The sequence below is a fragment of the Pseudonocardia terrae genome (genome assembly GCF_021343995.1).
Classification (GTDB): Bacteria; Actinomycetota; Actinomycetes; order Mycobacteriales; family Pseudonocardiaceae; genus Pseudonocardia; species Pseudonocardia terrae.
The window spans coordinates 1-21,345 of sequence record NZ_JAJTTE010000081.1 but is presented as its reverse complement, the minus strand read 5'-3'; the positions used below and the strand labels follow the sequence as shown (position 1 = coordinate 21,345).

Here is a 21,345-nt window from a genome sequence, read left to right as displayed (position 1 = left end):
TCGACGTGCTGCAGTGCCGGACCGAGACCGGCGGCCGGGAAGGTCCGGTCGAACGGGCGCAGCACGTCGACGGCCGTCGCCTCGGCGGCCCGGCCGTTGACGTACGGGGCGAGGAACTCGTCGTTGGCCAGGATGGTGAAGCCGCGGACGCCGGTCTCCTGGTCGAGCAGCGCCGCGGACAGGTTCTGCCCGGCGGTGACGGCCGGGGTGACCTCGTCGTAGAGCGCGGTGCGCGCGTCGGCGATCCGCACGACGGCCCAGGCGCCGAGCGCGACGGCGAGCACGGAGAGCAGCCCGAGGATCGTGGCGCCGACGGTGAACCAGCGGCGCAGCGTCCAGCGCTGCTGCGCGTCCTCCATCGTGGCCGGGTCGAGACGCAGCCGGACCGGGCGACGCCGGCGGGCGGGAGCGGACGCGGTCACTCGTCGCCCGCGCGGTCGGTGAGCAGCAGCATGGCGACGTCGTCGGCGAGCGGACCGCCGTTGATCCGCTCGACGTGCTCGACGAGCCTGCCCGGAAGCTCGGACATCGGGGTGTCCCGCTCCTTCCCGAGCACGTCGATCAGACCCTCCTGCCAGAGCAACTCGTCGGGCCGGACGCCCCGGCCCTCGATCAGCCCGTCCGTGAACAGCAGCAACGCCCATCCCGGCGCCATCCGGAGCACCTCGGGCTCCCATTTCGCGTCCCGCAGCACCCCGAGCGGCACGCCGACCCGCGGTCGCAGCGACGCCGGGTCGGGCCGCAGCGAGACGGGCGGCGGGTGCCCCGCCGAGCGGATCAGCACCCGGTCGCCGCCCTCGGGCGCCGGGTCGATCGTGAGCGTGCAGACGGTGGTGAACAGCGTGCGCTCGTGCCGCTCGCTGACCAGCACCTCCTGCAGTTTCGGCAGCACCTGGGGCTCGTCGACGCCGGCCAGGACGAGCGCGCGCCAGGAGACCCGGAGCAGGGCGCCGAGCGCCGCTTCGTCGGGACCGTGGCCGGAGACGTCGCCGATGATCGCGTGCACGGTGCCGGACGGCCCGCGGACGGCGTCGAAGAAGTCCCCGCCGATCACGGCGCGGGTCCGCCCGGAGCGGTAGAAGGAGCGGCCGCGCACGCTGCTGCCGTCGAGCAGCAGCGAGGGCAGCAGGCCGCGCTCGAGGCGCACCGACTCCGCGGCCACCAGCTGCTCCTCGCGCAGCCGCACCATGCTCGCCTCGGCGCGGCGGCGCTCGACGGCGTAGCGGATCGCCCGGATCAGCACGGCGCCGTCGGCCTTGTTCTTGACCAGGTAGTCCTGGGCGCCGACACCGACCGCGGCGATGCCGAGGTGTTCGTCGTCGAGCCCGGTGAGCACGCACACGGCGGCCGACGGATCCGCCTGCAGCACCTCGCGCAGCCCGTCGAGCCCGCTCACCCCGGGCAGGTTCAGGTCCAGGAGCACGCAGTCCGCGGCCGACAGCAGGTTTCGCTCGACGACCGCACGCACCGATTCGGCGACGGTGACCCGCACGGACGGGTCGACCTCGGCGAGCAGTTCCTGCACGAGGAAGACGTCACCGGGGTCGTCCTCGACCAGCAGGACCCGGTGGCTGGCCGCACCGGGCAGGGGTCGGGTCACGAACGGCCTCTCGGTCGATGGAGCGGACCGCCAGCCTAATGGGGCGCAGTCGATCTCAGGCTGCGGGAGCACCCGCGAGTGTGCCCAGGACCGAGCTGAACAAACCCAGCCCCTGCTCGGAGGGCCCGGTGAGCAGGTCGACGGCGTGCTCCGGGTGCGGCATGAGGCCCACGACCCGGCCGTTCTCGGAGGTCACGCCCGCGATGTCGGCCGCGGAGCCGTTGGGGTTGCCGCCGACGTAGCGGAACACCACGCGGCCCTCGGCCTCCAGCGCCGTCAGCGTGTCCGGCGCGGCGACGAACCGGCCCTCGGCGTTCTTCACCGGGACGAGGATCTCCTCGCCCCGGGTGAAGCCGCTGGTCCAGGCGGTCTCGGCGTTCTCGACGCGGAGCTTCTGGTCCCGGCAGACGAAGTGCAGCTTCTCGTTGCGGGTCAGCGCGCCCGGCAGCAGCCCGGCCTCGCAGAGGATCTGGAAGCCGTTGCAGATGCCGAGGACCGGCAGGCCCTTGGCCGCCCCCTCGACGACCTCGCGCATGATCGGCGCGAGGCTCGCGATCGCACCGGCGCGCAGGTAGTCGCCGTAGGAGAAGCCCCCGGGGACCACGACGGCGTCCACGGCCAGCAGGTCGTGGTCGCCGTGCCAGAGCGCGACGGGCTCGGCGCCGGCGTAGCGGACGGCGCGCGAGGCGTCGACGTCGTCGAGCGTGCCCGGGAAGGTGATGACCCCGATCCGCGTGCTCATACCCGCGTCACCGTCCAGTCCTCGATCACCGGGTTGGCCAGCAGGTCGCCGGCGATGCGGTGCAGGGTCTCGTCGTCGACCGAGTCGTCGACCTCGAGCTCGAAGTGCTTGCCCTGCCGCACCTCGATGCCGGACACGCCGATCCGGGTGAGCGCGCGGGAGACCGCCTGGCCCTGCACGTCCAGGATCTCGGGCTTGGGCATCACGTCCACGACCACTCTCGCCACGCCGTCAAGCCTACGGTGAACTGGGACGACGTCGCCGCCCCGCCCGGGTGAGGCTGCTGACACGCGGCCGCGCGTGCCGGTCGCGCCGGGTCGGAGCAGGCTGGGGGCATGCAGCTCACGCACTACGGCCACGCCTGCGTGCTGGTCGACACCGGTTCCGCGCGCCTGCTGGTCGACCCGGGCGCCTTCTCGACCGGCTTCGAGTCGCTGACCGGCCTCGACGCGATCCTCGTGACCCACCAGCATTTCGACCACCTGGACGTCGACCGGCTCACCGCGCTCCTGCGGGCCAACCCGGACGCCCGGCTGATCGTCGACGACGGCACCGCCGAGCAGCTCGACGGCCCGGAGTACGAGACCACCGCCCCGGGCGCGGTGCTCGAGGTCGCCGGCGCGCGGATCGAGGTCGTCGGCGACGGCGACCACGCCGTGATCCATCCGGACGTCCCGATCGTCCGCAACAACGGGTACCTGGTCGACGACGCCCTCCTGCACCCCGGCGACGCCTACGTCCCGCTGCCCGAGGGCCGCGACCCCGTCGACACCCTGCTGCTCCCGACGGGTGCCCCCTGGCTCAAGGCCGGCGACGCCGTGGACTACCTGCGGGCCATGACCCCGCGCACCGCCGTGCCGATCCACGAGGCGGTGCTCGCCAACCCGGCGATGCACTACGGCCTGTTCACCAACCTCGCCCCGAAGGAGACGACGGTCGAGGTGCTGGACCGGGAGAAGGCGACCGCCGTCTGACCCCTTGACCTCGACCCGACTTCAGCTCCGAGGGTGGGGACGTCGACGACCCGAGGAGGAGACGTGCTGGTCATCAGGGTGGACGAGTTCGGCGGGCCCGAGGTGCTGCAACCGGTCGAGGTGCCGGACCCCGTCGCGGGACCCGGCGAGGTCGTGGTGGAGGTCGAAGCGGCGGGGGTGCTCACCCTCGACACCCTGATCCGCCGCGGCGGCGCGCCGGGACCGCGGTTCGCCACCCCGCTCCCCTACGTCCCCGGGCGCGGGGCGGCGGGCCGGGTCCGCGCGGTCGGCGACGGCGTGGACCCCGGCTGGCGGGGGCGGCGGGTCCTGGCCGACGTCGAGGGCGGTGCCTACGCCGAGCAGCTCGCCGCCCCGCTCGGCTCCGTCCTGCCCGTCCCCGACGGGCTCGGCGCCGCCGAGGCCATCGTGATGCTGCACGACGGCGGCACGGCGCTCGCCGTCTTCGGTGACGTCGGGGTGCGGCCCGGCGAGCTGGTGCTGGTCCTGCCGGCCGCGGGCGGGGTCGGCAGTCTGCTCGTCCAGCTCGCACGTTCCACCGGGGCGCGCGTGCTCGCGGCGGCGCGGGGCGCGGAGAAGCTCGCCCTGGCCCGGTCGCTCGGCGCGGACCTCGCCGTCGACTACGGAGACGCCGGCTGGGCCGACGCCGTCCGGCGGAGGGTCGGCCAGGTCGACGTCGTGGTGGACGGCGTCGGCGGCGAGCTCGGACGGGCCGCGTTCGGCCTGGTCGCCGAGGGTGGCCGCTACTCCAACTACGGCATCGCGGGTGGGCCGCCGACCGAGGTGGACCCGGCGGAGGCACACTCCCCGGGCGTCTCGGTGCGGGGGACCGAGCAGCTCGCCGAGTACGGGGGCGGTCGGCGGGCCCGTCAGGAACGGATGCTGCGGGAGGCGGCGGCCGGGCGGATCCGGCCGGTGGTCGGGCGGCGGTTCCCGCTCGCGAAGGCCGCGGACGCGCACACCGCGCTGCAGGACCGCGAGGTCGTCGGTAAGGCCGTGCTGATCCCGTGAACCCCGGGTCGGCACCTCCGGACCGCACATCCGGGGACGACGGGATGTGCGGTTCGGACGACCGGAGGTGCCGACTCGCGCTCGCCGTCAGGCGGTCCGGACGGCCGGGGCGGACGCGGAGAGCGCCGCGTAGGTCGTGGGCCAGGCCCCCTCGGCGAGCACGGCATCGACCGTCTCGAGCACGGTGCGGACCCGGTCCGGACGGCGGAGGTCCTTGGCGCGCACCCCGATCCGCACCACGCCGGCCCGCCGCGCGACGCGCACCGCCTCGGCGTGCAGCACCCGACACCGCCAGGACTCGGCGCGCCTCCGTTCCTCGCCGGACACCACGGCCTCCAGCCGGAAGCCGAGGGCACGGGTCCGCAACAGCACGCCGTCGTCGAACAGGTGGACGCCGCCCTCGTCGAGGCACATGCGGAAGCCCTGCTCCCGCACCGCGTCGACGGTGCCGGGCGAGGCGAGCCAGCGCGGCGCGGCGAACACCGCCGTGCCGTGCCCGAGCCCGGTGAGGGCGCGGCGCGCGGCGGTGAGCCGCAGCCCCGCCTCGTGCCGGGGCAGGGCGGCGAACTCGCCCTTGCGCCCGACGCCGCCGCGCCGGGCGGGGTCGGGGGTGTGGTCGTAGCCGTGCAGGGCGAGCTCGTCGGCGCCACTGGTGCGGTCGCGCAGCCAGGAGAGCAGCGGCGGCGCGGGTGGCCCGTCGGGCGAGGCGGGCTGCACCAGGTGGGTCAGCGGGACTCCGCGCCGGTCCAGGTCGGCGGCCAGCGCGCGGGCGCGGGGCAGGGCGTCGCCCCGGGCGTCGGTGAGCCCGGAGAGCGAGACGACCAGTCGGGCGGGCATGCCCCGAAGGGAACGCGCCCGATGTGAACGCCCGACGACCCCGGCGTGAGAACCGCATTATGGTTCCACAACACCCGGAAACCCGGTCCGGGACAGCGTTATGGAACCATACTGCGCCAGGACCCGGCTCCAAGATCGCGTTACGGAACCATACTGCGCCCGGGGGCGGGCTCGATCACTCCCAGGGCGTGCCGGTGATCCGCTCGTAGACCTCGACGTAGCGGGCCCGGACCGCGGCGACCACGTCCGGCGGGACCTCGGGACCGGGCTCGGTCTTGTCCCAGCCGGTGGAGAGCGCCCATTCCCGTGCGTACTGCTTGTCGAAGCTGTACTGCGGGCGCCCCGGCTCCCACTGGTCGGCAGGCCAGAACCGCGAGGAGTCCGGGGTGAGGACCTCGTCGCCCAGCACGATCCGCCCGTCGGCGTCCCGGCCGAACTCCAGCTTGGTGTCGGCGAGCAGGATCCCGTTCTTCTCCGTGATCTCCGCGCCCATCCGGTAGACCTCGAGCGTGAGGTCGCGGATCCGGGCGGCGGTCTCGGCGCCGACCAGGTCCTCGACGTCCGCGAACGTGATCGCCTCGTCGTGCTGCCCCTTCGGGGCCTTGCTCGACGGCGTGAAGATCGGCTGCGGGAAGCGCGACCCGTCCTCCAGACCCGGCGGCAGCGCGATCCCCGACACGGTGCCGGTCTCGCGGTACTCCTTCAGCCCACCGCCGGTCAGGTACCCGCGCGCCACGCACTCGACCGGCAGCATGTCCAGCCGCCGGCACCGCACGGCCCGCCCGGCGAACTCCTCCGGCACGTCGGTCGCAGAGATCACGTGGTGCGGCACGAGGTCCGCGACCCTGTCGAACCACCAGAGCGACAGGGAGGTGAGGATCTTTCCCTTGTCCGGCACCGGCGTCGGGAGGATGACGTCGAACACCGAAAGCCGGTCCGACGCCACGAGGACGATGTCGCCCCGGTCGGAGTAGATGTCCCGGACCTTGCCCGAGTGCAGCAGCTTCACAGGATCGCTCCGGGGGTGTAGGCGGCGGCCTCGGGGTGCGCCTCGGTGATCTCCGCGACCTGCGCGACCACCGCGGCGACCTGCGCGGTCGCGGCACCGGTGAAGGACAGCGGGTCGGCGAGCAGCCCGTCGAGCAGGCCCGCCGGGAGGCCGAGGCGCTCGTCGGCCTGCAGGCGTTCGACCAGGTCGTTGTCCTGCTGGCCCTTCTCCCGCATCGCCAGCGCGACGCCGACGGCGTGCTCCTTGATCGCCTCGTGCGCGGTCTCCCGCCCGACGCCGGCCCGCACCGCCGCCATCAGCACCTTGGTGGTGGCGAGGAAGGGCAGGTAGCGGTCCAGCTCGCGGGCGATGACGGCCGGGTAGGCGCCGAACTCGTCGAGCACCGTCAGTGTGGTCTCGTACAGCCCGTCGAGGGCGAAGAAGGCGTCGGGCAGCGCGACCCGGCGGACGACGGAGCAGAACACGTCGCCCTCGTTCCACTGCGCCCCGGCCAGCTCGGCGGCCATCGACGCGGTGCCGCGCAGCACCACCTGCAGCCCGTTGATCCGCTCCGCGGACCGGGTGTTCATCTTGTGCGGCATCGCGCTCGACCCGACCTGGCCGGGCTTGAAGCCCTCGGTCGCGAGCTCCTGGCCCGCCATCAGCCGGATCGTGGTGGCGAGCGACGACGGCGCCGCGCCCAGCTGCACGAGCAGCGAGCAGACGTCGTGGTCGAGCGAGCGCGGGTAGACCTGCCCGACGCTGGTGAACACGCCGGCGAAGCCGAGGTGTGCGGCGATCCGGGACTCGAGCTGCGCCAGCTTGGCGGCGTCGCCGTCGAGCAGGTCGAGCATGTCCTGGGCGGTCCCGACCGGGCCCTTGATGCCGCGCAGCGGGTACCGCGCCCGCAGCTCCTCCAGCCGCCGGTACGCGACGAGCAGCTCGTCGGCCGCGGAGGCGAAGCGCTTGCCGAGCGTGGTGGCCTGGGCCGCGACGTTGTGGCTGCGGCCGGCCATCACCAGCTCGGCGTACTCGGACGCCCGCCGCGCCAGCCTGGCCAGGACCGCGACAGTGCGGTCCCGGACCAGCTCCAGCGACAGCCGCAGCTGCAGCTGCTCGACGTTCTCGGTGAGGTCGCGGCTGGTCAGGCCCTTGTGCACCTGCTCGTGCCCGGCGAGGGCGTTGAACTCCTCGATCCGGGCCTTCACGTCGTGGCGGGTCACGCGCTCGCGCTCGGCGATCGACGCCAGGTCCACCTGCTCGACGACGCGTTCGTAGTCCGCGATCGCCTGCTCGGGCACCTCGACGCCCAGGTCGCGCTGCGCCTTCAGCACCGCGATCCACAGGCGGCGCTCCAGCACGATCTTGTACTCGGGCGACCAGATCTCGACCAGCTGCGGGCTGGCGTAGCGGGCGGCGAGGACGTTGGGGATGACCACGTTGTGCCAGCTTACGTCGCTACAGAACGCGCAGGAGCGCCGCCCGCGCGGTGGCCCGTGGGTCCGGGTCGGCCTCGATCAACGCGGACAGCACCGCGCCGTCGACGACCTCGACCACGCGGCGCAGCCCGCCCGCGTCGAGCCGGTGCCCGGCGCGGGCCAGGGCCTCGGTGAGCAGGCCGTCGAGCTCGGAGCGCAGCGTACGCATGAGCGGGGCGAGGTAGGGCCGCCGTCCGGCCCCGACGAGCTGCTCGTAGCGCAGCAGCACCGCGTCGAGGCCGCCCTGGCGCGAGTTCCGGCCCAGCAGCTGGTCGAGCACCAGGTCGAGCGGGTCCGCGGGGGTGGCGGCGTCGAGCTCCGCGCGGCCGGCCGCGAGGTCCTGCCGGCTGGTGAGCTCGACCGCCGCCGTGACCAGCGCGTCGAGCGAGTCGAAGTAGTACGTCGTGGAGGCCAGCGGGAGCCCGGCCCGTTCGGCGACGGCGCGGTGCCGGACGGCGTCGAAGCCGCCCTCGCGCAGCAGCGCGCCCGCGGCCTCGGTGAGCGCCTGCTTGCGGCGCTCACCCTTCTCCGTCGTCACGCCGTCAGTCTGCCCTGTGCCTCCCTGGACGCCGTGCCGCCGTGCTCGCGGAGCCCGCTCGGAGCCGCTCAGAGCCGCTCAGGGCCGCTCAGAGCCGGGGGCCGAGCGCGTCCGCCAGCGGCCGGACGTCGTCGGCGAAGGGCACACCCCCGGAGTCCAAGGCGCCCCGCGAGGTCACCACCACGGTGCCGCCCGAGGCGGTCGGCGCCTCGGCCGTGACCCAGCCGACGGCCGTCGCGGTCTGCGCGGGCGGCTCGCCCGCCGGGGTGTAGACGACGGTGAACAGGCCGGTCAGCGCCCCGTCGGCCACCTCCAGGTTCACCTCGCGACCGCCGCCGGGCCGGCAGATCATGGTGGTCGGTGCCTCCTGCGCGCCGGCCAGCGCGGGCAGGGCCGCGTCGACCAGCGCCCGCAGCTGCGGGTCCTGGGGGTTCACGCAGTCCCCTGCGGCTGGGCCCAGCGGGGCTCCGGGCGCGGGCGCCGACGGGGCCGCCGCCGCCCGCGGTGCCGCCGCGTCGGCCACCGATCCGGGTCCCGCCCGCTCGGGCGCGGGGGCCGCCGCCGAGGTCACGGCGCCGTCGTCGCGGGTCAGCACCACCCCCGTCGTCACCCCTCCGGCCAGCACGATCACCGCGGCGGCCACCCCGCCGGTGAGCAGCATCCGGCGGCGCCGGGCGAGCCGCCGCGAGCCGGCGAGCACGTCCTCGTGGTCGAAGCCGGCCGCCGGGGTGTCCTGCACGGCGGCCCGGAAGGCGGCCGCCAGCCGCTCGTCGTCGTTCTCCATCCGGATCACCTCACCCCGCCGGTCTCAGGTCGTCGAGCGCGTCGCCGAGGATCGTCCGCAGCGCCGCCAGCCCGCGCGCGGCCTGGCTCTTCACCGTGCCCTCCGAGCAGCCGAGCGCCGCCGCGGTGGCCCCGACGTCGAGCCCCTCCAGGTACCGCAGCACCAGGACCGCACGCTGCCGGGCCGGGACCGCCCGCAAGGCGTCGACCAGCGCGGTGCGGGTGGCGACGCCGTCGGCCGTCGACCCCGTGACCGCACGGTCCGGCGTGACGTCGACCGGCCGCTCGCGGTGCGAACGCGCGCTCGGCGGCGTCGTCCACCCGGCGCCCTCCCTTCGTCACCCAGGCGACGGTGCGGACGCCGACCACGGTTGCATCCCCCCGCAGCCCTCACCCATCCGGCCCAACGTCGTGACCGTTTCGTGACCCGGCAGGACCGAGCGTGGTGGGGGCTGACAGAATTCCGTCCGATGCGGACCCCGACGCGATCCCGGCGCCCTGCGGCGAGAGCTGTCTCCTCGGCCGTCTCCTCCGCCCGGGCCAAGGCGAGCAGACCGGCTCCGGACGGACCGATCGACCTCCGGTCGGACACCGTCACCCGGCCCACGCGCGAGATGCGGGCGGCGATGGCCGACGCCGAGGTGGGCGACGACGTCCTCGACGGCGACCCCACGATGCGCGAGCTGGAGGAGCAGGTCGCCGGGATCCTCGGTGCGTCCGCCGCCCTGTGGACGCCGAGCGGCTCGATGGGCAACCTCATCGCGCTGATGTCGCACCTGCAGCGGGGCGACGCGTTCCTCGCGCCCCGGGGCGCCCACGTGCTCGATGCCGAGCTGGGGACCGCCGCATGGCTGGCCGGTGGTATGCCGCAGCCGCTCGACCACGACGCCGGGCCCGGCAAGGTCTCCGCCGCCGCGGTCCGCCGTGCCGCGGGCACCGCCGGGCCGTACTACACGCTGCGCACCCGGCTGCTGTGCCTGGAGAACACGCACAACGCCGCGGGCGGCACGGTCACCCGGCCCGAGGAGCACGCGAAGGTCGCCGGCGCCGCCCGGGCCGCGGGCCTCGCAGTGCACCTCGACGGGGCGCGGCTCTGGCACGCGGCCGTGAAGCTCGGGGTGCCGCCGGGCGCGCTGACCGTCGGCTCGGACACCGTGCAGGTCTGCCTGTCGAAGGGCCTGGGCGCGCCCGTCGGGTCGGTCGTCGCCGGGTCCGTCGAGTTCGTCGAGGAGGCCCGCCGCCTGCGGAAGATGCTCGGTGGCGGGGTCCGGCAGGGCGGGGTGCTGGCCGCCGCGGGACTGGTCGCCCTGGACCGGGTCGACCGGCTCGCCGAGGACCACGCCCGCGCCGCCACCCTCGCGGCCGGCCTGCGCGAGCGCGGCTGGCGGGTGCAGGAGCCCGAGACCAACATCGTGCTGGTCACGGTCGCCGACCTCGCCGGGACGATCGCCCGGTTCGCCGAGGCCGGGGTCCGGGTCAGCGCCATGTCGGGGAAGGTCCGGCTGATGACCCACGCGGACCTCACCGACGGCGACGTCGACGCGGCGCTGGAGCGGATCGGCCCCCTGGAGAGGGCGGACCGGCAGCCGGCGCGCCGCGCCTGATCACGCGGTCAGCGCGACCGTTTCGCCACGAACGGCCGCAACCGCTCGAGCGCCTCGGCGATGGGCTCGGTGGCCCCCGCGAAGGACAGCCGCACGTACCGGTGGCCCTCCACCGGGTCGAAGTCGACGCCCGGCGCGACCGCGATCCCCGTCTCGTCGAGCAGCTCGTAGGTCAGCCGCATCGAGTCCTCGGTGAGGTGCCCGACGTCGGCGTAGACATAGAAGGCCCCGTCGGCAGGCGCGAGCCGCTCGATCCCCAGCGCAGGCAGGCCCCGGAGCAGCAGGTCCCGGTTCACGGCGTAGCGCTGCACGTGGGAGTCCGCCTCGGCGTAGGAGTCCGGGGTGAAGGCGGAGACGGCGGCGTGCTGCGGGAGCGCGGGCGGGCAGACGGTGAGGTTGCCCGCGAGCCGGTCCACGGCCCGGCGCAGCCGCTCGGGCACCAGCAGCCAGCCCAGTCGCCAGCCCGTCATCGAGAAGTACTTCGAGAAGGAGTTGACCACGATCGCCTCGCGCGAGGTCTCCCAGGCGCAGGCCGTCGCGGGTGACCCCGCGTAGCCGATGCCGTGGTAGATCTCGTCGCTCACGAACTGGATCCCGCGCTCCTCGCAGTACCGCGCGAGCGCGGCCAGCTCCGCGGGGTCGAGCACGGTCCCCGTCGGGTTCGCCGGGCTGGCCACGATCAGGCCCTTCACCGGCTCGTCGAGCTCCTCGAGCATCGCCACGGTCGGTTGGAACCGCGTCTGCGGCCCGCACGGCAGCTCGACGACCTCGCAGCCCAGCGCGGTGAGGATGTTGCGGTAGCAGGGGTAGCCGGGGCGGGCCATGGCGACGCGGTCGCCGGCGTCGAACGCGGCGAGGAAGGCGAGCAGGAAACCGCCGGACCCCGCGGTGGTGACCACGACGTCGTCCGGGTCGACGGTGATGCCGTAGGCGTGCCCGTGGTGGCCGGCGATGCCGGCCCGCAGCTCCGGTATGCCGAGCGCGACCGTGTAGCCGAGCACCTCGGTCTCGAGGGCCGTCGCGGCGGCGGCCCGGACGGCGGCGGGGGCCGGGGTGGAGGGCTGCCCGGCGGAGAGGTTGATCAGGTCACCGCGGGCGCGCTGCCGCTCGCCGGCCGCCGCCCAGACGTCCATGACGTGGAAGGGGGCGATGCCGGACCGGGCCGAGGGACCCGCGATCCCGGGGTTCACGGAGGTCACGCCCGCGAGCCTACGAAATCCGCCCCGGGCGACCGGTGCCGGACGGCGGTCGGCAGCGACCCGCCGCCCGGCGACGGATCGGCTCCCGACCTCCGCAGCCACGACGCGGGGAGCGGGATCACCGTCCGGGGATCGAGATCTCGCCCTTCTCCGCCCGCAGCCCGATGTCCGTGCGGTGGTGCGAGCCCGCCAGGTGGATGCCCTCCACCCGGCGGTAGACGTCCGCGCGGGCCGCCGCGAGGTCCGGCCCGGTGCCGACCACGGACAGCACGCGGCCGCCCGCCGAGACCACCGCACCGTCGTCGCGCCGCCGGGTGCCGGCGTGCAGCACGCCCTCGGCCTCCGCACCGCTGATGACGTCGCCGAGCCGCGGCGTGCCCGGGTATCCCTCGGCGGCCACGACGACCGTGACCGCCGCGCCGTCGCTCCACTCGAGCGGGGCGTGGTCGGCGAGCGTCCCGGTCGCCACGGCGTTGAGCACGCCGGCCAGCGGGGTGCGCAGCAGCGCCAGCACGACCTGGGTCTCCGGGTCGCCGAAGCGGCAGTTGAACTCGATGACCGCCGGGCCGTTCGAGGTCAGGGCGAGGCCGGCATAGAGCAGGCCGCTGAAGGGCGTGCCGCGGCGGGCGAGCTCGTCGGCGACCGGCTGGACGATCCGCGCGACCAGGTCGTCGACCAGGCCGTCGCCGGCCCACGGCAGCGGCGCGTAGGCGCCCATGCCGCCGGTGTTGGGGCCCGCGTCGCCGTCGCCGACCCGCTTGAAGTCCTGCGCGGGCACCAGCGGCACCACGGTCGTGCCGTCGACCAGGCAGAACAGCGAGGCCTCGGGGCCGTCGAGGTAGGCCTCGAGCAGCACGGGGTGGCCCTCGTCGAGCAGGTGCATGGCGTGCGCCCGCGCGACCTCCAGGTCCTCGCTGACCACCACGCCCTTGCCGGCGGCGAGCCCGTCGTCCTTGACCACGTAGGGCGGGGTGAAGCCGGCGAGCGCGGCGTCGAGGTTCGCGGGGTTGTCCACGACGATCGAGGTCGCCGTCGGCACCCCCGCCGCGGCCATGACGTCCTTCGCGAACTGCTTGGAGCCCTCGATGCGGGCGGCCTCGGCACCCGGGCCGAAGACCGCGATGCCCGCCTCCCGCACGGCGTCGGCGACGCCGGCGACCAGCGGCACCTCCGGCCCGATCACCACCAGCTCGGCGCCCCAGTCCCGGGCGAGCGCCACGACGGCGCCGCCGTCGCGGGCGTCGAGCCCGTGCTGCTCGGCGACCGCCGCGGTCCCCGCGTTGCCGGGGGCGCAGGCCAGCGCTGTCACCTGGGGGTCCTGCGCCAGGGCGAGGACGAGGGCGTGTTCTCGGGCTCCGCTCCCGACGACCAGTACGCGCACGGGGCACGAGCCTAGGCCGTGCCCTCCGGGTCCGGGACGCCGCGGCGCCCGCTCCGGCCCCGGCCGCATGATCCCGCTCACCCGTCCGGGGCGTACGCCCGGCCGCGTGGGTAGCCTCGCGAGCCGCCGTCCGGCGTTCACGAGCCCGACGCCCGACGGTCGCATCCCCGATCCTTCGCCCGCACACGCTGGCAGCGAGCCGTCTCCCGGCGAAAGGACACTCCCCCGTGCCCACCGCGCTGCTCACCGCCCCGGCGACGCACGCCCCCCTGGTCATCGCCCACCGCGGTGCCTCCGGCTACCGGCCCGAGCACACGCTCGCCGGCTACGAGCTGGCCGCGCGGATGGGCGCCGACTACCTCGAGCCGGACCTGGTCAGCACGGCCGACGGCGTGCTCGTCGCGCGGCACGAGCCGATGATCGGCGCGACCACGGACGTCGCGGCGCACCCGGAGTTCGCCGACCGGCGCACGGTCCGCACGGTCGACGGGCACACGGTCGAGGACTGGTTCGCCGACGACTTCACCCTCGCCGAGCTGCGCACCCTGCGGGCGGTCGAGCGGCTACCCCTGCTGCGCCAGGAGAACACGGTCTATGACGGCCTGTTCCGGGTCCCGACCTTCGACGAGATCCTCGACCTGCGCGCCCGGCTCTCCGCCGAGCTGGGCCGCGAGATCGGCGTCTACCCGGAGACCAAGACCCCGACGTACTTCGCCGGTCGCGGCCTGCCCTGCGGGCCCGCGCTCGTCGCGGCCCTGCGCGCGCACGGCCTCGACCGGGCCGACTCGCCGGTGTTCGTGCAGTCCTTCGAGACGGCCAACCTGCGTTCCCTGCACGCGGAGATCCCGGTGCGGCTGATCCAGCTGCTCGACGACGTCGGCGCCCCGGCCGACCTCGCCGCCGCCGGCGACCCGCGAACCTTCGGCGACCTGACACGGCCGGCCGAGCTGGCCGGGATCGCCGCGTACGCCGCCGGCATCGGCCCCGCGAAGGAGCTGGTGATCCCGCCGGACGGCGAGCCCACCACCCTCGTCGCCGACGCGCACGCGGCCGGCCTGCTCGTGCACGCCTTCACGTTCCGCAACGAGAACTCGTTCCTGCCCAGCGGGATGCGCCGCGCGGGCCGCGAGGCGGACCACGGCGACGTGTTCGCCGAGTACCGCGCCTTCCTCGCCGCGGGCGTCGACGGTGTGTTCTCCGACTACCCCGACACCGCGGTGGCCGCGTTCAGCCTGTGATCCCGATCAGCCTCTGATCCGGGCCAGGATCGCCGCGGTCGTCGCGGCGGGCCGTTCCTGGTGCGGGAAGTGCCCCGTGCCGGGCAGGACGTGGTGCACGAAGGGCCCGGTGACCCAGCGCGACGAGAGCTGCGCCGTGCGCTCGAGCAGGCACGGGTCGTCCGCGCCGTGGACCTGCAGGACCGGCACCGCGGCGGGCCGGGCGACCGCGGCGGCGAACCGGCGGCCCTCCGCGCGGAGCTGGGAGCGCAGCGCCCAGCGGTAGTACTCGAGGCTGCAGTGCGCCACCGTCGAGATCAGCATGGCCTCGCGGTTGCGGTGCGCGGCCTCGGCGAAGTCCGCGGTGCCCGGCCAGTCCGGGCCCGACCAGGCCCGCATGATCCGCTCGACCCGGGCGCCGCCGTCGGCGCGCAGGGAACGCTCGGGATGCCGCGGGAGCTGGAAGCCGAGGGCGTAGCTCGCGGTCGCGCGGAACTGCCCCGCCGGGTCGCGCACCGCCGCGGCGCGGATCGCGAGCGGGTGCGGCGCGTCGACCACCGTGAGCGTGTGGACGAGGCGCGAATGCAGGGCGGTGAGCGTCCAGGCGATGAGCCCGCCCCAGTCGTGGCCCACGACGTGCGCCTTCTGCTCGCCCAGAGCCCGGATCAGGCCCGCGACGTCCCCGGCCAGCGTCCACAGGTCGTAGCCACGGGGTGGCTTGTCCGAGTCGCCGTACCCGCGCAGGTCCACCGCGACCGCCCGGAAACCCTCGGCGGCCAGCGCGACCAGCTGGTGCCGCCAGGACCACCAGAACTCCGGGAAGCCGTGCAGCAGCACGACCAGCGGGCCCTCACCCGCCTCGACCGTGTGCAGCCGGATGCCGTTGGCGGACACCGCCCCGTGCCGCCACGGGCCGGGGACCCGGACGGACGACGGCTCGGGCCGCGGACCTCCCCGACCCATCCGGTTCAGCGGCCCGGCTCAGCGAGCGGTGCCGTCCAGCTGGGGCGTCCCGTCGGAGTGGGCCCTGCCCCGGCTCTGCAGCACCTCGGCCGTCTCCTTGAGCGAGGAGATGGTCCGCTCGGGCTTGCGGATCTTCTTCACCCGCATGTAGCCGATCAGCGCCGACACGCCGGCCGCGATGAGCATGATGCCGAAGACGATGCCGAACGCCGCGGCGCGGTTCAGCCAGATCGACAGCAGCTCACCGATGGCGAAGAAGAAGAAGAACAGGCTGAACAGGGCGATGACCAGCGCGACGATGAAGAAGACGCTGCCCTGGACGCCCTTCTTGACCTCGGTCGTCACCTCGGCCTTGGCCAGCTCCACCTCGGAGCGGATCAGCGTCGAGACGTGGGTGGTGACGTCGCGCACGAGGGCGCCGATCGACTGCTCGCCGGAGCCGGGAGCGGGCTCCTTCGACAGCGGGATCGACGGCAGCACGGGCGGGACGTCCGTGCCGCTGGAGCTGGTCGGGGTGGCCACCGCGGTGCCTCCTGCGTGTGTCGAGCGGAACCGCCGCACCGGTCCGGGCCCGGTCGGCGAGTGGTCATCGTGCCACGGCGACCGGCGGGGTGCCTGGGCGCATGCGCGGTCCAGCGTGGTCTTCCCCGGATCGTGGACGGCGAACCGGCGATCACTCGTCGGGGCGGGACCGCAGCCTCTTGACCGCGCCGCGGCGGGCCTTGGCGTCGAGCCGGCGGCGTTGCGAGCCCTTCGTCGGCCGGGTGGCGCGCCGCGCGGGCGGGTCGGGCGCGGTGGCCGCACGCAGCGCCTGGGCGAGCCGCTCGCGGGCCGCCTCGCGGTTGCGGAGCTGGCTGCGGTGCTCGCTCGCGACCACCGTCAGCACGCCGTCCACGAGCCGTCCGCCGAGCCGCGCCAGGGCGCGTTCCCGCAGGTCCACGGGCAGGCTGGGCGAGCCCGCGACGTCGAACGAGAGCTCGGCGCGCGAGTCGGTGGTGTTCACGCCCTGCCCACCCGGGCCGGACGAGCGGGAGAACCGCCAGTGCAGCTCGCGCGCGGGCACGACGACACCGCGGCGCACGAGCACGCCGCCGTCGGGCTCCTCACCACCGGTCACGGACGCAGGATGCCCCACCCGGCCGCCCCACGAACGGCACTGGCGTGAACGGCTGCTGCACGAACGGCACCCCTGCCCACGCGGGGGCGCCGTTCGCGCCGAGGCCCAGGCTCAGCTCAGTCCTCGCCCTTGCCTTCCTTGAGGCCCGTCTGGATCAGGTCCATGACGGCGGAGTCGGCCAGCGTGGAGACGTCGCCGACCTCGCGGTTCTCCGCGACGTCGCGCAGCAGCCGACGCATGATCTTGCCGGAGCGGGTCTTGGGCAGCTCGTCCACGACCATGATCTGGCGCGGCTTCGCGATCGGCCCGATCTCCTTCGAGACGTGGTCGCGCAGCGCCGCGATGGCCTGCTCGCCCTTCGCCTCGTCCTGGGCCACGTTCCCGCGCAGGATCACGAACGCGACGATGCCCTGGCCCGTCGTCGGGTCCGAGGCGCCGACGACCGCAGCCTCGGCCACCGTCGGGTGGCTGACCAGCGCCGACTCGACCTCGGTGGTCGAGATCCGGTGGCCCGAGACGTTCATCACGTCGTCGACGCGGCCGAGCAGCCAGACCGCGCCGTCGTCGTCGTACTTCGCGCCGTCGCCGGCGAAGTAGTAGCCCTGCTCCTCGAAGCGCGACCAGTAGGTGTCGCGGTAGCGCTCCTCGTCGCCCCAGATCGTGCGCAACATCGCCGGCCACGGCTTGTCCAGCACGAGGTAGCCGCCCTGGCCGTTGCCGACCGGGGTGCCGTTCTCGTCGACGACGGCGGCGCCGATGCCGGGCAGCGGGCGCATCGCCGAGCCGGGCTTGGTGGCGGTGACGCCGGGCAGCGGCGAGATCATGATCGCGCCGGTCTCGGTCTGCCACCAGGTGTCGACGATCGGGCAGCGCTCACCGCCGATGACCTGGCGGTACCACATCCAGGCCTCGGGGTTGATCGGCTCGCCCACGGAGCCGAGCACCTTCAGCGAGGACAGGTCGAACTTCTCCGGGATCTCCTTGCCCCACTTCATGAACGTGCGGATCAGCGTGGGCGCCGTGTAGTAGATGGTGACGCCGTACTTCTGCACGATCTCCCAGTGCCGGCCCTCGTGCGGGGTGTTCGGCGTGCCCTCGTACATCACCGACGTGGCGCCGTTGGCCAGCGGCCCGTACACGATGTAGGAGTGCCCGGTGACCCAGCCGATGTCGGCGGTGCACCAGTAGACGCTCTCGCCCGGTTTGTGGTCGAACACCACGTGGTGGGTGTAGGCCGTCTGGGCCAGGAAGCCGCCCGAGGTGTGCAGGATCCCCTTCGGCTTCCCGGTGGTGCCCGAGGTGTAGAGGATGAACAGCGGGTGCTCGGAGTCGAAGTCCTCCGGCGTGTGCTGGTCCGAGGCCCCGTCGACGACGTCGTGCCACCACAGGTCGCGGCCCTCGGTCCACGGCACGTCGGTCTCGGTCCGCTTGACCACCAGGACGTGCTCGATCGTGGTGCCCTCGACCGCCTGGTCGGTGTTCTCCTTCATCGGGGCCGGCTTGCCCCGGCGGAACTGCCCGTCGCTCGTGATGAGCAGCTTGGCCTCGGCGTCCTCGATACGAGCCTTCAGCGCGCCCGGCGAGAACCCGCCGAAGACCACGCTGTGCAGCGCGCCGAGCCGGGCGCAGGCCAGCATGGAGAACACCGCCTCGGGGATCATCGGGAGCTGGATCGCGACCCGGTCGCCGGTGCCCACGCCCAGCTCCACCAGCGCGTTCGCCGTCTTCGAGACCTCGCGCTGCAGGTCGGCGTAGGTGATGGTGCGGGTGTCCCCCGGCTCGCCCTCCCAGTGGAACGCGACCCGGTCCCCGTGCCCGGCCTCCACGTGCCGGTCCACGCAGTTGTAGGCGACGTTGAGCTTCCCGCCCACGAACCACTTCGCGAACGGTGCCTCCCAGTCGAGGACCCGCTCCCACTTCGTGCCCCAGCTCAGCCGCTCGGCCTGTTCGGCCCAGAAGCCCTCGCGATCGGCGTCCGCCCGCTCGTACCAGTCCTCCGTGGCGTTCGCCTGCGCCGCGAACTCCTGGCTCGGGGGGAAGGTCCGGCTCTCGGTCGAGAGGTTGTCGAGCGTCGCTCCGGACTCGGCCATATCTCGTGCCCTCCTCTAGCCGCGCTTCGGCGCACCGGAGGCTGAGCAGCGGCGCGCACGTCAGGGAAAACGTAGTGCTCCGGATGCCCCGGCGCACCGTCAGTACGGAGAGGACACCCCCCGGCCGGTGACCAGGTCCCGGTGGCAGCATGGCCCGGTGCCCGCCCGTACCGACCCGCTCGCCCCGCTGACGGACCTGCCCGGGGTGGCCGACGCCGTCGCCGCCGCCCGCGCGGCCCTCGTCCCGGTGCACAACCACCAGGTCAACCGGCGCGGGTGGCCGGCCACCTCGGCAGAGGCGGCGCTGCGCGGGGCCCGGGCGTCGGCGGCGCTCGACGGCGCCCCGCTCACCCCGGCGCGCGAGGACCATGTCACCGACCCGGTGCTGGCCGGCGCGGTCCGCGTGGCCGACGAGGCGACGAAGCTCCTCGCGGTGTGGAAGGGCGCGCCGCTGCAGGCGCTGGCCCGGCTGCACGTGCTGGCGGCGACCGACCTGATCCCGGTCGAGGAGCACGAGGCCCGGCTCGGCCGCCCGCGCGAGGGGGCGTCGGCGCGCCTGTCCCTGCTGGCCGACCTGGTGACGGGCGGGACCTCCGCGCCCGCCCCGGTCGTCGTCGCGGTGGTGCACGGGGAGCTGCTCGCCCTGCGGCCCTTCGGGACCGCCGACGGTGTCGTCGCCCGGGCGGCGGCCCGGCTCACCGCCGTCGCCACCGGGTTCGACCCCAAGTCGCTCGCCGTGCCGGAGGTCGGGCACCTGCGCCGGGCACAGGAGTACCGCGCGGCCGCCGACGGCTTCGCCTCCGGAACGCCGGAGGGACTGCGGGAGTGGATCCTGCACTGCTGCCGCGCCTGGGAGGCCGGCGCGCGCGAGGGGATGTCGATCGCCGACTCCCGGGCCTGACCGGGCCCCGACATGAGAGGGGGCGGTACCCCCGAGGGAGTACCGCCCACTCGCACGACGGACCGGGATCCAGGCGTGCACTACGTGTCGTGCTCCGGCCTCGGCGTCCGGCGTCCCGGTACGCAGGCCCACGACGACATGCCTCCCGCGGCGTGCTGTGCGTGGAGTGCCCGGCGATCGTGCACGGAGCCCCGGGAAGGGGGGTCGGGTGCTTCTCTGCCGCACCGGCCCTGGCCTCTCAGAGGTCCGTGAGACCCATTGGTACCCCGTCAGCGGCACCACAGCAAGGGGTCCGGCGAGGTGCACCGGTTCAGCTTCGGAGGGTGGTGATCAGCGCTCCGTGACACGACCCGGACGGCGGATGCGAGCGCCCCGCCCCGTCCGTCAGAATGCCTCCGACCTGCGGAAACGGCTGCCCCGCTCGCGGATCCGCTGCGCCCACCACCCGGCGCCGCCGGCGACCGCGAGCCCGAGCCCGGCGGCCGCCAGTCCCAACCCCGCGGCCAGCGCCGGCGCCCGCGGACGGAGCCGGGAACGCAGCGAGACCGGGGCCGCGAAGGTGAGCACCGGCCAGCCCCGCTGCTCCGCCTCGCGCCGCAGCGCCCTGTCCGGGTTGACGACCGTCGGGTGCCCGACGGCGAGCAGCAGCGGCAGGTCGGTGATCGAGTCCGAGTAGGCCCGGCAGTCGGCCAGGTCGTAGCCGCGCTCGGCGGCGATCGCCCGCGCGGCGACGGCCTTCTCCTCGCCGTAGCAGTAGAAGTCGATCTCCCCGGTGTAGCGCCCGTCGCGCACGGACATGCGGGTGGCCATGCTGCGGTCGGCGCCGATGAGCGCGGCGATGGGCTCGACGACCTCCAGCCCCGAGGCGCTCAGCACCACGATCTCGTCGCCCGCGGCGTGGTGCTCGGTGATCAGCTCGGCGGCCTCGGCGTAGATCATCGGCGCGACGATCTCGTGCAGCGTCTCGGCCACGATGGACCGGACCTGTGCCACCTCCCAGCCGGTCGCGAGCGCGGTGATGCGGTGGCGCAGGAGGTCCATCGTGTCCGCGTCGGCCCCGGCGAACAGGAGCAGGAGCTGGGCGTACGCGCTGCGCAGCACGGCGCGACGGGTGATCAGCCCCTGTCGGCGGAAGGGCCGCGAGAAGGCCAGCGCGGAGGACCCGGCGATGATCGTCTTGTCGAGGTCGAAGAAGGCGGCCCGCCGCGGCGCCCGGGGAGCGGCCGTCGTCGCGGGGGGAGCGGTCGGAGCGGGCACCGGGGAAGCCTGCCAGACCACGTTGCCGTGGCCCGACCGGGATGCGGGCCGGACTCCGGTCGGTCCGGGCCGCGGCTCGGTCCGGAACGAGCCCGGACATGGGGACGGCCTCCGCCAGGGGGGATTGGCGGAGGCCGTCGGGCGGTTCAGCCCCGGGGGGTCGAGCTGAACCCGCTCGGACACGGTCCGAGCCGACGACAACTGTAACCGCAAGTACGTCCCGGGGCCATGACTGTCTGACGGGCGATCGCCCGACGGCGGCGGGCGGGTCGGCAGGTGCGGGCCGGCGCGGACCGGGTCGCCGCAGGTACGGGCGCGCCCCCCGCTCCGTGCCGCGGAAGAACAATCGTGCGGCCCTGGTGCGCCGGGCGTGGCGACCGTCGCGACGCGCGTGGGTGGCGGGTCGCGAGGGCCGGGACGCGCACACGCCCCCGCACGATCGTGCCACCCCGCCCCGACGGTTCCCGAGGTCGGAGATCTTTCCGGGCGATCTGTCCACACCCGACCCCGACGATCCACAGCGGTGCGATCGGCCCGTCCGCCCACCCCTCGAGGCCGCAGGCTCGACACGGCCCCGAGGGACGGGAGCGGCGGAGGGAGCGGGCGATGGGCGAGCGGACACTGGTGATGGTCGAGGAGTTCGGGGT

At 74.6% G+C, this 21,345-nt stretch carries 22 protein-coding genes; 5 read left to right on the top strand and 17 right to left on the bottom strand.

Annotated features, from left to right (window positions below):
* The 4 genes from LWC33_RS32100 to purS all read right to left on the bottom strand — a co-directional run.
* A partial coding sequence (locus tag LWC33_RS32100) for a CHASE3 domain-containing protein (RefSeq protein WP_233308465.1) occupies positions 1–422 on the bottom strand: 422 nt, incomplete at its 3' end.
* Positions 419–1,600 carry a PP2C family protein-serine/threonine phosphatase gene (locus tag LWC33_RS32095; RefSeq protein WP_233308464.1) on the bottom strand — a complete coding sequence of 394 codons (1,182 nt, stop codon included), beginning with the start codon at positions 1,598–1,600 and terminating at the stop codon, positions 419–421. The genes LWC33_RS32095 and LWC33_RS32100, both read right to left, overlap by 4 nt.
* A gap of 55 nt (positions 1,601–1,655) precedes the next feature.
* Positions 1,656–2,342, bottom strand: a complete 687-nt coding sequence (gene purQ / locus LWC33_RS32090) for a phosphoribosylformylglycinamidine synthase subunit PurQ (protein WP_233308463.1) — start codon at positions 2,340–2,342, stop codon at positions 1,656–1,658.
* On the bottom strand, positions 2,339–2,569 hold the full coding sequence (gene purS, locus LWC33_RS32085) for a phosphoribosylformylglycinamidine synthase subunit PurS (protein ID WP_037049488.1): 231 nt from the start codon (positions 2,567–2,569) through the stop codon (positions 2,339–2,341). Before purS ends, purQ begins: the two co-directional genes overlap by 4 nt.
* A 108-nt stretch (positions 2,570–2,677) precedes the next feature.
* On the opposite strand from purS, the gene LWC33_RS32080 reads away from it, so the two are divergent.
* Both LWC33_RS32080 and LWC33_RS32075 read left to right on the top strand, forming a co-directional pair.
* Positions 2,678–3,316, top strand: coding sequence for an MBL fold metallo-hydrolase (locus LWC33_RS32080; protein ID WP_233308462.1), 639 nt, complete (start codon positions 2,678–2,680; stop codon positions 3,314–3,316).
* Between the two features lie 63 nt (positions 3,317–3,379).
* Positions 3,380–4,345 carry a zinc-binding dehydrogenase gene (locus LWC33_RS32075; RefSeq protein WP_233308461.1) on the top strand — a complete coding sequence of 322 codons (966 nt, stop codon included), beginning with the start codon at positions 3,380–3,382 and terminating at the stop codon, positions 4,343–4,345.
* An 87-nt stretch (positions 4,346–4,432) separates the two neighbouring features.
* On the opposite strand, the gene LWC33_RS32070 is transcribed toward LWC33_RS32075, so the two are convergent.
* The 6 genes from LWC33_RS32070 to LWC33_RS32045 all read right to left on the bottom strand — a co-directional run bounded on the left by LWC33_RS32070 (position 4,433) and on the right by LWC33_RS32045 (position 9,181).
* Positions 4,433–5,182, bottom strand: coding sequence for a DUF2334 domain-containing protein (locus LWC33_RS32070; RefSeq protein WP_233308460.1), 750 nt, complete (start codon positions 5,180–5,182; stop codon positions 4,433–4,435).
* 175 nt (positions 5,183–5,357) lie between these two features.
* Positions 5,358–6,191 (bottom strand): phosphoribosylaminoimidazolesuccinocarboxamide synthase, encoded by an 834-nt coding sequence (locus LWC33_RS32065; RefSeq protein WP_233308459.1) that lies wholly within the window; start codon positions 6,189–6,191, stop codon positions 5,358–5,360.
* Positions 6,188–7,609, bottom strand: coding sequence for an adenylosuccinate lyase (gene purB / locus LWC33_RS32060; protein ID WP_233308458.1), 1,422 nt, complete (start codon positions 7,607–7,609; stop codon positions 6,188–6,190). Before purB ends, LWC33_RS32065 begins: the two co-directional genes overlap by 4 nt.
* Before the next feature lie 19 nt (positions 7,610–7,628).
* Positions 7,629–8,186 (bottom strand): TetR/AcrR family transcriptional regulator, encoded by a 558-nt coding sequence (locus LWC33_RS32055; RefSeq protein ID WP_233308457.1) that lies wholly within the window; start codon positions 8,184–8,186, stop codon positions 7,629–7,631.
* An 88-nt stretch (positions 8,187–8,274) separates the two neighbouring features.
* Positions 8,275–8,970: a hypothetical protein gene (locus LWC33_RS32050; RefSeq protein WP_233308456.1), complete on the bottom strand. Its 696-nt coding sequence runs from the start codon at positions 8,968–8,970 to the stop codon at positions 8,275–8,277.
* Between the two features lie 10 nt (positions 8,971–8,980).
* Positions 8,981–9,181, bottom strand: a complete 201-nt coding sequence (locus tag LWC33_RS32045) for a sigma factor-like helix-turn-helix DNA-binding protein (RefSeq protein WP_372476778.1) — start codon at positions 9,179–9,181, stop codon at positions 8,981–8,983.
* A gap of 414 nt (positions 9,182–9,595) precedes the next feature.
* Here LWC33_RS32045 and LWC33_RS32040 point away from each other — a divergent pair, with 414 nt between their 5' ends.
* Positions 9,596–10,573 (top strand): threonine aldolase family protein, encoded by a 978-nt coding sequence (locus LWC33_RS32040; protein WP_308191038.1) that lies wholly within the window; start codon positions 9,596–9,598, stop codon positions 10,571–10,573.
* Between the two features lie 8 nt (positions 10,574–10,581).
* Here LWC33_RS32040 and LWC33_RS32035 read toward each other — a convergent pair whose 3' ends face one another.
* Positions 10,582–11,706, bottom strand: coding sequence for a pyridoxal phosphate-dependent aminotransferase (locus tag LWC33_RS32035; protein WP_233308466.1), 1,125 nt, complete (start codon positions 11,704–11,706; stop codon positions 10,582–10,584).
* Positions 11,707–11,890: 184 nt separating this feature from the next.
* A complete protein-coding gene (gene purD / locus LWC33_RS32030) occupies positions 11,891–13,153 on the bottom strand; it encodes a phosphoribosylamine--glycine ligase (RefSeq protein WP_233308454.1) in 1,263 nt (420 codons plus the stop codon).
* 227 nt (positions 13,154–13,380) lie between these two features.
* Between purD and LWC33_RS32025 the strand changes: the two genes are divergently transcribed.
* Positions 13,381–14,391, top strand: coding sequence for a glycerophosphodiester phosphodiesterase (locus LWC33_RS32025; RefSeq protein ID WP_233308453.1), 1,011 nt, complete (start codon positions 13,381–13,383; stop codon positions 14,389–14,391).
* 6 nt (positions 14,392–14,397) lie between these two features.
* On the opposite strand, the gene LWC33_RS32020 is transcribed toward LWC33_RS32025, so the two are convergent.
* From LWC33_RS32020 to acs, 4 genes are all read right to left on the bottom strand, one after another.
* Positions 14,398–15,333, bottom strand: coding sequence for an alpha/beta fold hydrolase (locus LWC33_RS32020; RefSeq protein WP_233308452.1), 936 nt, complete (start codon positions 15,331–15,333; stop codon positions 14,398–14,400).
* 18 nt (positions 15,334–15,351) lie between these two features.
* Positions 15,352–15,855, bottom strand: coding sequence for a phage holin family protein (locus LWC33_RS32015; protein ID WP_233308451.1), 504 nt, complete (start codon positions 15,853–15,855; stop codon positions 15,352–15,354).
* A gap of 151 nt (positions 15,856–16,006) precedes the next feature.
* Positions 16,007–16,450 carry an alternative ribosome rescue aminoacyl-tRNA hydrolase ArfB gene (gene arfB, locus LWC33_RS32010; protein WP_233308450.1) on the bottom strand — a complete coding sequence of 148 codons (444 nt, stop codon included), beginning with the start codon at positions 16,448–16,450 and terminating at the stop codon, positions 16,007–16,009.
* Between the two features lie 116 nt (positions 16,451–16,566).
* Entirely contained in the window at positions 16,567–18,540 is a 1,974-nt protein-coding gene (acs, locus tag LWC33_RS32005; RefSeq protein ID WP_233308449.1) for an acetate--CoA ligase, read from the bottom strand.
* 157 nt (positions 18,541–18,697) lie between these two features.
* Here acs and LWC33_RS32000 point away from each other — a divergent pair, with 157 nt between their 5' ends.
* Positions 18,698–19,441, top strand: coding sequence for an oxidoreductase (locus tag LWC33_RS32000; protein WP_233308448.1), 744 nt, complete (start codon positions 18,698–18,700; stop codon positions 19,439–19,441).
* Between the two features lie 384 nt (positions 19,442–19,825).
* On the opposite strand, the gene LWC33_RS31995 is transcribed toward LWC33_RS32000, so the two are convergent.
* The gene (locus LWC33_RS31995) at positions 19,826–20,698 is read right to left on the bottom strand and encodes an HAD family hydrolase (protein ID WP_233308447.1); all 873 of its coding nucleotides are present in this window, start codon (positions 20,696–20,698) and stop codon (positions 19,826–19,828) included.
* Between the last annotated feature and the right edge of the window lie 647 nt (positions 20,699–21,345).